Genomic DNA, 9,166 nt, shown 5'->3' with positions numbered 1-9,166 from the left:
TCATTCGCCCTTCGTATCAAAATCGTCATTCGCCAGAGCGGCAGTGTCATCCGCGCTCCGGTTCCCATCGTGCGCCGGCCCTTGCCCGCAAGGTTCGGCACGCCCGGTGAAATGCAGCAGGCGCTGCAGCGGCGCGGCAACCCTTTCGGCCGCCGCGGCATCGATAAGCGCCAGGTGAACGACGTTGTCGCGGCCCAATGCCACAGACAGCGCCGCCCGGTCCAGCGGCAAGATCACTCCCGCCATTCCGGAGCCTTCCGCGTCTTCGCCGACGCGCCAGGCCTGGGCAAGCTTGCCCACGCCGTCTTCGCCCGCATCGCTGGCGTGCGCAAGGAACGTCACCGCGCCCGAACGCGCGGCCTGGGCAATCTTCTCCGTGCCCAGCACCACGTTGCCGGCGCGCATCTCGATACCGAGGCGATCCGTCACGGCCCGGAAGAGCGCACGCTCGATCCGATCACCAAGGTCGGCAGGGATAGAGAGCGGCGCGCCCTTGAAGGCACGCGCCAAGGCTCCCTTAAGTTTGCCATTGGCCAGCGCTTTTTCAAGGGCGGGCCGAGGCACGCCGATCCATGCACCGCGCCCCGGCGCGCGCGCCAGCACGTCCGGCGCCACGTCGCCATCCGGCGACAGCGCAAGGCGAACCAGTGCCTCGCGACCGGCGTGATCGCCCGTCAGGATGCAGCGCCGCTCAGGCTCCGCGGCCTTGCCACGAACCCGCGCGGACCGTTCCGGCACCCCGGGGGATGCCGGCCGGCCAACAGTGATGTCGGGGTCTAGCGGCTCATTGCGAGGAATCCGCATCGGCGGCCTCCTCGGGTGCGGCCGGAGCGCCGGCAGCCGGTTCGTCGTCGAACCAGTGCGCACGCGCGGCCATGATGATCTCGTTGCCCTGCTCTTCGCTGAGGCCGTATTCGCCCAGCACGCCGCCCTTGTCTTCCAGCCGCTCGGCGCGTTCGCGGCGCTGCGGGCCGGAATTGTCGCGACGGCGCTGTTCGGGGCGCTTCTTCAGGATCAGTTCGTCGGTGGCGAGGTCCGCCAGGTCGTCGAGCGTCTTGATCCCCGCCTTGCCCAGCGTGACCAGCATGGCCTCGGTAAGGTGCGGCAGTTCGGCAAGATCGTCTTCCACGCCAAGGCCGCGACGCTCTTCGCGCTGCGCCTCCTCGCGACGCTCAAGCGCCTCGACCGCGCGGCTCTGAAGCTCTTCGGCCAGTTCTTCGTCGAAGCCTTCGATCGTCGCCAGCTCGTCGAGCGGGTAATAGGCGACTTCTTCCAGTTCGCTGAAGCCTTCGGCAACCAGAAGCTGCGACAGCGTTTCGTCGACGTCGAGCTCTTCCTCGAACATCTTGGAACGCTCGGCGAATTCCTTCTGCCGCTTCTCCGACGCTTCGGCATCGGTCATGATGTCGATCTGCGAACCGGTAAGCTGGCTGGCAAGGCGCACGTTCTGGCCCCGGCGGCCGATCGCCAGCGAAAGCTGGTCGTCGGGCACCACAACCTCGATCCGGCTCTCTTCCTCGTCGATGACGACGCGGCTGACCGTCGCGGGCTGGAGCGCGTTGACCACGAAAGTCGCGGTGTCCTCGCTCCACGGGATGATGTCGATCTTTTCGCCCTGCAGTTCCTGGACCACCGCCTGCACACGGCTGCCCTTCATGCCGACGCAGGCGCCGACCGGGTCGATCGAGGAATCGCGGCTGATCACGCCGATCTTGGCGCGGCTGCCCGGATCGCGCGCCGCGGCCTTGATCTCGATGATGCCGTCATAGATTTCGGGCACTTCCTGCGCGAAGAGCTTCTTCATGAACTCCGGATGCGCGCGGGAAAGGAAAATCTGCGGGCCGCGATTCTGGCGTTCGACCTTCAGGATCAGCGCGCGCACGCGTTCGCCCACGCGCGGAACCTCGCGCGGGATCTGCTGGTCGCGGCGAATTACGCCCTCGGCCCGGCCGAGGTTGACGATCACGTGGCCGAATTCGACCGACTTGATCACGCCCGTCACGACTTCGCCCGCGCGGTCCTTGAATTCCTCGTACTGGCGCTCGCGCTCGGCATCGCGGACCTTCTGGAAGATCACCTGCTTGGCCGACTGCGCATCGATGCGGCCAAGATCGACCGGCGGCAGCGGATCGACGATGAAGTCACCCAGCTTGGCGTCCTTTTCAAGCTTCTGGGCGGCCTTCAGGTCCACCTGCTTGAAATAGTCCTCAACCTCTTCGACCACTTCCACAACGCGCCACAGGCGCAGGTCGCCGGTGCGCGGATCAAGCTTCGCGCGGATGTCGTTCTCGGCGCCATAACGGTTGCGGGCCGACTTCTGGATCGCCTCTTCCATCGCCTCGATAACGATGGACTTGTCGATCATCTTCTCGGTCGCGACGGAGTTCGCGATCGCAAGCAGTTCGGCGCGGTTGGCGGAAATCGCACTGGCCATGGGTCAGTCTTCCTGTTCTTCCAGAATCTCGTCCGCGCCGCTCGTATCGAGCGGGCGGGATGCTGCGATAAGCTTGTCGGTCAGGACAAGCTTGGCGTTGGCGACAAGGGTGAAGGGAACCCGGTAGGTGGTGCCTCCATCCTCGATCGAAATCGTATCCGCTTCCTCGTCGAAGCCGGCAAGCTCGCCGCGAACGCGGCGGCGCTCGTCAAGCAACTCGGTCAGTTCGATCCGCGCTTCGTGGCCGGTCCACGCGGCAAAGTCCTTGCGGCGGGTCAGCGGACGGTCGATTCCCGGAGAGCTGACTTCCAGCCTGTAGGCATCCTCGATCACGTCCTCGCCCGCCTCTTCCAGCGAATCGAACGCTTCGGAAATGCGTTGCGAAAGGGCCGCGCAATCCTCGATCACAAGCTGGCCGGTCTCGGGCCGCTCGGCCATGATCTGGAGCGTATGCTCCTCGTCCCCGATCTCGCCCCCCTTGAAATAGCGCACGCGCACAAGATCGAAGCCCAAGGCCCTGGCCTCCGGCTCAACAATCTCGGTAATGCGCGCGATATCCGCCATTCATGCTCCACTTGCCGCGACTGGAAAAGGACAGCGTTCAGGGTGCCGGCCCCTTGCGGCGCCAGCCCTGACCTTGCCGTCACAATGTCGGGATAGCGCGCAGATAGGCGCAAGCCGTCAGGATTGCAAGCGAATTGACCGTCGCCCGTAACGGATCGCCGCCCGGGCATCGAGAGAGCCGCCAGGCCATGAGGCCCAGTGACGCTTGCCGGTTTGCGACCACCGGCGCGCGCCAGCCGGCAAGGGATGCGGCCGGCCCTTTTCCCCCCGAACGCGCGGGAAGTGAAAACGCTGATACCAACTCAAGGTGAATTTCCCCAATATTTGGCATTCATGTGCCATTCAATTTTATGCCCAGTTTCCAGATTCGCGGATTTCTGCGGTTTTTCCGTTTTGGCACGGCTCCTGCAAAGTCATTTGCATCGGCAGCCACACCGGCCCGCCACAACATTATTAGCAAGGGAAACCCAAAAATGACCTCGATCCGCAACTTCTCGACCCACTTCTTCGCCGCAGCATCCGCGCTTGCGCTCAGCTTCGCGATGTTCGCGACCACCGTTTCGACCCCGTCGGCCAACGCGCCGGTCCAGACCATGAGCATCGTGGCATGAGCGGCCTGCGCTTCGACGACGGCGCGCGGCCCGCTCCCCCGGCCCGGCGCCACTTCCGCCTGAACAAGGCGAGAGGGAAGATCATGGGGGTATCGGCCGGCATCGCCGACTATTTCGGGATCGATGTCACGCTCGTGCGCATCGCATGGGTCGTGGGCACGCTGGTGGGCTTCGGCTCGCTGATCCTGGTTTACCTCGCCATCGGCCTCCTGGCCGATTGAGCGAACAGCCGATTGAGCGAAAGGGAGGCCGCCCCGCGCAAACGCGCCGGGCGGCCGATTCGCAAGGTCGCGCTACCCCGAGGTTTTCGCGAAAGGCGAAAAATCGGTATCGGTGTCGAACACTTCCACGCCCTCGTGGTGCTTCAGCCACCCGACCACGAAATAGGTTACCGGCGTCAGCACCGCTTCCCATGCCGTCTTGATGAACCACTGCGACAGCACGACCTCCAGCAGTTGCTCCGGCGGCCAGCCGGCCAGGCCATAGAAGGCGAGCGGATAGAAGATCACGCTGTCCAGCCCCTGCCCCACGATCGTGGAACCGATCGTGCGCGTCCACAGCATCCTGCCCTGCGTCCAGACCTTCATCTTGGCGAGCACGAAGGAATTGGCGAATTCGCCGGCCCAGAATGCGGTCATCGACGCGACGACGATGCGCCAAGAATTTCCGAAAACCGCCTCATAGGCATCCTGGTAGGGCCACCCCTTCGCGGGCGGCAGCGCCACCACCACAGCCGCCATGAACGCCATGAACACCAGCGCGGCAAACCCGGCCCAGATCACGCGTCGCGCGCGGGCATAGCCATAGACCTCTGTCAGCACGTCCCCCAGGATGTAGCTGACCGGAAAGAACAGCACCCCCGCGCCGAACGACCACTGCGTTCCGCCGGGCAAGGGGATGTAGGATGGCTTCGACGCCCCGATGATGTTCGACAACAGCAGGATGGTGACGAAAGCCGCCATCACATAGTCGAAATACCTGAAGTGCCGCGGCCCGGCAGCGGCGGCGTCGAGTCGGGTGACGGGATCGTTCATCGCGCCAAGAGCTAACGCCGTTTGCACGATGCGCAAAGCGTGCTTATGGGAGCGCGGCGCGCGCCCTTAGCTCAGCTGGATAGAGCACCTGCCTTCTAAGCTGGTGGTCGCAGGTTCGAATCCTGCAGGGCGCGCCACCTCTTGCCCGTTTTCCGACCGTCCGATTACCCCCGCGCTACCGTTTCCACCGGCTCGCCGTTGCACGGGTATCCCGCATCGGACGGGATCGTCAGCCACTTGGCGCCGTCGCGTTCCTCGATCCACGGGGTTATCGTCACCACCGGTGTCTCGATCGCGTGGGTCCGCGCGGCGGCGAAATCGTCGAACTGGGCAAGGCGTTCAAGATTGCGGCGCGTGGGGAAGATAACGCTGATGCGCCCTTCCCCGGCAAGGCGCAGCGCCTCTGCCGCGCTTGCCCAGAACAGGTGCGTGTTTTCCGTCGCGTCGACTTCGATCTCGACCGCGCCCGTCCCCAGATCGGCAAGATAGAAGCGCGTATCGAAAACCTTGATGCCCTTGTGCCGCGGAAGCCATCGCGCGAACGGGACAAGCGCCGACAGGTCAAGCTCCCAACCGCGCTCTGCAAGAACGGGCTCAAGCGCCCCCACGTCCAGCAACTGCTTGCGTGCAGCGCGGGCGTCGGCAGCGCTTACAGGGCCGGAAAGGCCAATCGCCAGGCCGGTTTCCTCCAGCGTTTCGCGCACTGCCGCAACGCGCGCCGCAACATCCATGGCATCGAGCCCGGAGCCGAGCTTCGCGGCAAGATCGTGGTCGGCCGGATCAATCCGCCCGCCCGGAAACACCGCCGCACCGCCCGCGAAACTCATCGACGCGGATCGCTCTACCATCAGGATCTGAGCCGGGCCGCCTGCCGGATCGTGCCGGTAGATAACAACAGTGGCGGCCGGAATGGCCGGAGGGGCATCGTCGTGCACGCCCAGATCGTCTATATCGTTCATGGCCGACGTGATGCCCTTGCCGCGCCGGCTTGCCAAGGGGGCCAAGGCCCGAAATCGGCAATCAGCCGGTGTCGGCACGCTTTACATATGCCCGGCAAGGCCGGCCCGAACAAATGGCAAAGCCCCCTGAAACAAGGCATTTTTGCATTCTGGCACGGTGCCTGCATATATCCTGACGTCCCGAAGAGCGATCTTCAGAGGCGGAGCCAATCCCCGTCCCCCCGGTCTCCTTGGCTCCGCCTCATCCCTCTTCCGGAACCTCCCGAAAACCGGCAGAAACAGCAACGCCGCACCCCATTCGAGGCGCGGCGTGCGTAACGTTTCAAATGACTTTTCAAAAGAATGCGATTTTTCGAGAAGATGCCCTGCGGCGGAAATTTGCACCGGGCCGCGGCAAGGCATTGCCGCTCACCGCCACGGAACGGGCGGTGGCGAAGCGCGCGCCTTAGCTGGCAGGCTTTACCGCCTGATCCTGCATAAGCTGGTGCAACTCTCCGGCCTGGAACATCTCCATCATGATGTCCGATCCGCCGACGAATTCACCCTTCACATAAAGCTGGGGAATGGTCGGCCAGTCCGAATAGGTCTTGATGCCCTGGCGGATTTCCATGTCCTGCAGAACGTCGACGCTTTCATAGGCGACGCCAAGGTGGTCGAGGATCGCCACCGCACGGCTGGAAAACCCGCACTGGGGGAACAGCGGCGTGCCCTTCATGAACAGCACGACATCGTGGTCCTTGACCACCTTCTCGATGCGCGAATTGGTGTCTTCCGACATGATAATTCCTTTCGCCGCTTCAGTTGGGGACGGCGGTCGTCAGTTGCAAGGCATGGAGCGCGCCGCCCATCCGGCCGTCGAGCGCCGCATAGACCGCCTTGTGCTGGGCAACGCGGGACATTCCCTTGAACGAAGGCGAAACCACGTGTGCGGCATAATGATCGCCGTCGCCGGCAAGGTCGGTAATCGTCACGTCCGCATCGGGCAGCGCCGCGCGAATCATGGCCTCGATCTCATCGGCGCGCATCGCCATCAGGCTTCGCCCATCAGCTGGCGGCGGGCCTCCACGGCCTTGGCTTCCATGGCAGAGCGGATTTCGGATTCGTCGGTATCGACACCGGCCGAAACCAGATCGCCCAGCAGCTTGCGGATCACGTCTTCGTCGCCCGCTTCTTCGAAATCGGCCTGGACCACCGATTTCGCATAGGCTTCGGTCTCTGCCGAATCGAGGTTCATCCGCTCGGCCGCCCAGGCGCCCAGCAGGCGGTTGCGGCGGGCATTGATGCGGAACAGCATTTCCTCATCGCGGGCGAACTTGGCCTCTTCGGCCCTCTCGCGATCGTTAAAGTCGGTCATCGGTAAGATATTCCCCGGTTGATCGGCAAACGGTGCCATCCGTCCTGTGCGGATAGTCGCCACCGCCCTCGCCCGCAAGCGCCTGCGCGCAATGCAGTGCATTTCGCCGGGGCGGCGGCCAGCGGTTCAGATGGCCGGGGACTGCTGGAAATCGGGCGCATCGGCCGCGTTATAGCGTCCGTCGTCCTGCGCGGGCGCGCCATCGTCGGCGGGCGGGTTGCGGTCGCCCGCTTCCGGCGCGGGCCGCACAGGCGATTCGACCGCGCGCGGCGACGTGTTGCCATAGAACACGCTGTCCACCCGTCCGGCCGAAACCTTGCAGGAAAACGGCGCGCCCGTTGTGAAATCGCCGCTCACACGGAAACCGTCACTCGAAGGATCGACCGTGTAAACATGATCGACATCTCCGCGCCCGGCAACGGCATCTACACAGGCATCGGCGGCCCGGTCGAGATCGGCCATGTCCGCACCGGCTCCCATATCCGGACCCGGCTGCGCTTGCGGCTGCGGGGCGGCATAGCCTTGCTCCTGCGGCGCGACCGGTTGCGGCGGGGGCGGGTCGCGATACCGATCTTCCGCGCGGTTCGAATCGGACTTGCTGGCGGCGGAGGCAATCGCGGCAATCCCGCCGATCAGCAGGATGCCGGCAAGCACGTCTCCGCCATCCAAGCCGTCGCGGTGGTGCCATCCGCGCCTGTGCCAGCGACGGTGCCAAACCGTTTCCGATTGCGGCGTCCAGACCGCGCCGTCGACTGAAACCGCGCGATGCAGAGGCACAGCCGGGATCGGCGCGGCGAGCGCCGGGGCGGAAACCAGCGAGGCCGAAACCGCCAGGGCGATCGCACGGGAAAAGCGGGAAGCAGCAAACGACATCACATCAAGATCCCCGGAAAAAGGGTGCCAAACCGCCCGTTCCGATCCGGTGAACGGGCAGATGGCGACCCTTACCACGATTCCCGCCTTAAGGCTCCGTCGCTTTCACAATCGTGAACCGCATGGGCCACGCATCCCGCAAGAATGCGCGCAATTTGCGGGACGTGGCCCCGGCAGGCGATCAGAGGCCACGGATTCCGTGGAAGTCCACATCGACCACGCGGCCATAGGCAACACGGCACTTGAACGAGCCGCGATCGAACCCGCGCGTGCGATAATGGTTTCGATAGCTCCAGCGGTCATACCGCGCCCAGCGGTGGTGCACGGCGATCCGCCCACGCACGACATAGCCGCGCCGTGTGCGGCGCACGTCGCGGATGTCCGTCACGTTGGCGCGCATCCCGCGGCCATAGCGCATTGCCGTGCGCTCTGCGGCGACGGCGCAGCGGTTGGCGATGCGATGCGAATAACCGCGATCGTGATGGCGATAGCCATCGTCCCGGTCGCGGGCGGAAGCTGGAGCGGCGATCCCGGCTGCGAGCGCCAGGGCTGCGCCGCTGGCGGCAATGCGCTTGTCGATATGGAACATGGCGTGTCCTCCTTCTGGTCTGGCCAACGGCAATCTGCGCCGTCGACCCTGGGGGTAGGCCATGCGGACTGAGGTCGTACTGAACCCGAAGGACAGCGATTGTTAATATATATAGCCTGCTTTATGAACGCTCACGCCCAAACCGGATACAACGCAAAACGGCTGCGGATCGCAAGACCCGCAGCTGTTCGCTTGTTCGGTTTGCCCCGACGACGGGGCCGATGCGCTATCAGGCGTCTTCGTATTCGTCCTCGGCCATCACCGGGCCCGAATCCTGGCCCTTGGCCGAGGTATCGCGGTCGACGAATTCGATAACGGCGATCGGCGCCGCGTCCGAAGCGCGGATGCCGGCCTTGATGACGCGGGTATAGCCGCCGTTGCGATCCGCATAGCGTTCCGCCAGCACGTCAAACAGCTTGGCCAGCTGTGCGTCGTCAAGCAGGCGCGCGTGCGCGAGGCGGCGGTTCGAAAGGCCGCCATGCTTGGCAAGCGTGATCAGCTTTTCGACATAGGGACGCAGTTCGCGCGCCTTGGGAAGCGTGGTGGTGATCTGTTCGTGCTTGATCAGCGCGGCCGCCATGTTGCGCATCAGCGCGCGGCGGTGCGAGGATGTGCGCTGCAGCTTGCGCTGCCCCATCTTGTGACGCATTTTTCAGTCTCCGTTCGTAAGGGGGCCGTGCGAGGTACCCCGGTCCGGGCGGCTGTTCGGGTCGCCGCCTGATCACCCGAAACGGGGCACCCTTGTCAG

Annotated in this window: 13 protein-coding genes and 1 tRNA gene; 3 read left to right on the top strand and 11 right to left on the bottom strand. The window is 64.6% G+C overall.

Translation table 11 applies throughout. From position 1 onward, the window contains the following. From RXV95_RS06185 to rimP, 3 genes are read right to left on the bottom strand one after another with little or no spacing between them, the layout of a single operon-like run. Positions 1–804: a DUF448 domain-containing protein gene (locus RXV95_RS06185; RefSeq protein WP_338468140.1), complete on the bottom strand. Its 804-nt coding sequence runs from the start codon at positions 802–804 to the stop codon at positions 1–3. Next, on the bottom strand, positions 785–2,434 hold the full coding sequence (nusA, locus tag RXV95_RS06180) for a transcription termination factor NusA (RefSeq protein ID WP_338468139.1): 1,650 nt from the start codon (positions 2,432–2,434) through the stop codon (positions 785–787). Before nusA ends, RXV95_RS06185 begins: the two co-directional genes overlap by 20 nt. Positions 2,435–2,437: 3 nt before the next feature. Beyond that, positions 2,438–2,998, bottom strand: a complete 561-nt coding sequence (gene rimP / locus RXV95_RS06175) for a ribosome maturation protein RimP (RefSeq protein WP_338468138.1) — start codon at positions 2,996–2,998, stop codon at positions 2,438–2,440. Between the two features lie 473 nt (positions 2,999–3,471). Between rimP and RXV95_RS06170 the strand changes: the two genes are divergently transcribed. Continuing rightward, the gene (locus tag RXV95_RS06170) at positions 3,472–3,609 is read left to right on the top strand and encodes a hypothetical protein (RefSeq protein WP_338468137.1); all 138 of its coding nucleotides are present in this window, start codon (positions 3,472–3,474) and stop codon (positions 3,607–3,609) included. Then, positions 3,606–3,830: a PspC domain-containing protein gene (locus tag RXV95_RS06165; protein ID WP_338468136.1), complete on the top strand. Its 225-nt coding sequence runs from the start codon at positions 3,606–3,608 to the stop codon at positions 3,828–3,830. Before RXV95_RS06170 ends, RXV95_RS06165 begins: the two co-directional genes overlap by 4 nt. A 72-nt stretch (positions 3,831–3,902) precedes the next feature. On the opposite strand, the gene RXV95_RS06160 is transcribed toward RXV95_RS06165, so the two are convergent. Next, positions 3,903–4,643 carry a queuosine precursor transporter gene (locus RXV95_RS06160; protein ID WP_338468511.1) on the bottom strand — a complete coding sequence of 247 codons (741 nt, stop codon included), beginning with the start codon at positions 4,641–4,643 and terminating at the stop codon, positions 3,903–3,905. Between the two features lie 60 nt (positions 4,644–4,703). Here RXV95_RS06160 and RXV95_RS06155 point away from each other — a divergent pair. Then, a tRNA-Arg gene (locus RXV95_RS06155) sits at positions 4,704–4,780 on the top strand. Positions 4,781–4,807: 27 nt separating this feature from the next. Here RXV95_RS06155 and RXV95_RS06150 read toward each other — a convergent pair. The 7 genes from RXV95_RS06150 to rplQ form a co-directional block, all read right to left on the bottom strand. After that, a complete protein-coding gene (locus tag RXV95_RS06150; protein WP_338468135.1) occupies positions 4,808–5,602 on the bottom strand; it encodes an NUDIX domain-containing protein in 795 nt (264 codons plus the stop codon). Between the two features lie 445 nt (positions 5,603–6,047). Next, a complete protein-coding gene (gene grxD, locus RXV95_RS06145) occupies positions 6,048–6,380 on the bottom strand; it encodes a Grx4 family monothiol glutaredoxin (RefSeq protein ID WP_338468134.1) in 333 nt (110 codons plus the stop codon). 19 nt (positions 6,381–6,399) lie between these two features. Continuing rightward, positions 6,400–6,633, bottom strand: coding sequence for a BolA family transcriptional regulator (locus RXV95_RS06140; RefSeq protein WP_338468133.1), 234 nt, complete (start codon positions 6,631–6,633; stop codon positions 6,400–6,402). Beyond that, entirely contained in the window at positions 6,633–6,956 is a 324-nt protein-coding gene (locus tag RXV95_RS06135; protein WP_338468132.1) for a DUF1476 domain-containing protein, read from the bottom strand. The genes RXV95_RS06140 and RXV95_RS06135 overlap by 1 nt, the downstream gene beginning before the upstream one ends. Positions 6,957–7,082: 126 nt before the next feature. Further along, entirely contained in the window at positions 7,083–7,829 is a 747-nt protein-coding gene (locus tag RXV95_RS06130) for a hypothetical protein (RefSeq protein ID WP_338468131.1), read from the bottom strand. A gap of 181 nt (positions 7,830–8,010) precedes the next feature. Continuing rightward, positions 8,011–8,418 (bottom strand): hypothetical protein, encoded by a 408-nt coding sequence (locus tag RXV95_RS06125; RefSeq protein WP_338468130.1) that lies wholly within the window; start codon positions 8,416–8,418, stop codon positions 8,011–8,013. Between the two features lie 229 nt (positions 8,419–8,647). Beyond that, on the bottom strand, positions 8,648–9,067 hold the full coding sequence (gene rplQ / locus RXV95_RS06120; RefSeq protein WP_338468129.1) for a 50S ribosomal protein L17: 420 nt from the start codon (positions 9,065–9,067) through the stop codon (positions 8,648–8,650). Positions 9,068–9,166 lie beyond the last annotated feature (99 nt).

Source organism: Novosphingobium sp. ZN18A2 (genome assembly GCF_036784765.1).
GTDB lineage: Bacteria > Pseudomonadota > Alphaproteobacteria > Sphingomonadales > Sphingomonadaceae > Novosphingobium.
The sequence above is the reverse complement of the archived record's forward strand: the minus strand, read 5'-3'. Positions and strand labels throughout refer to the sequence as shown.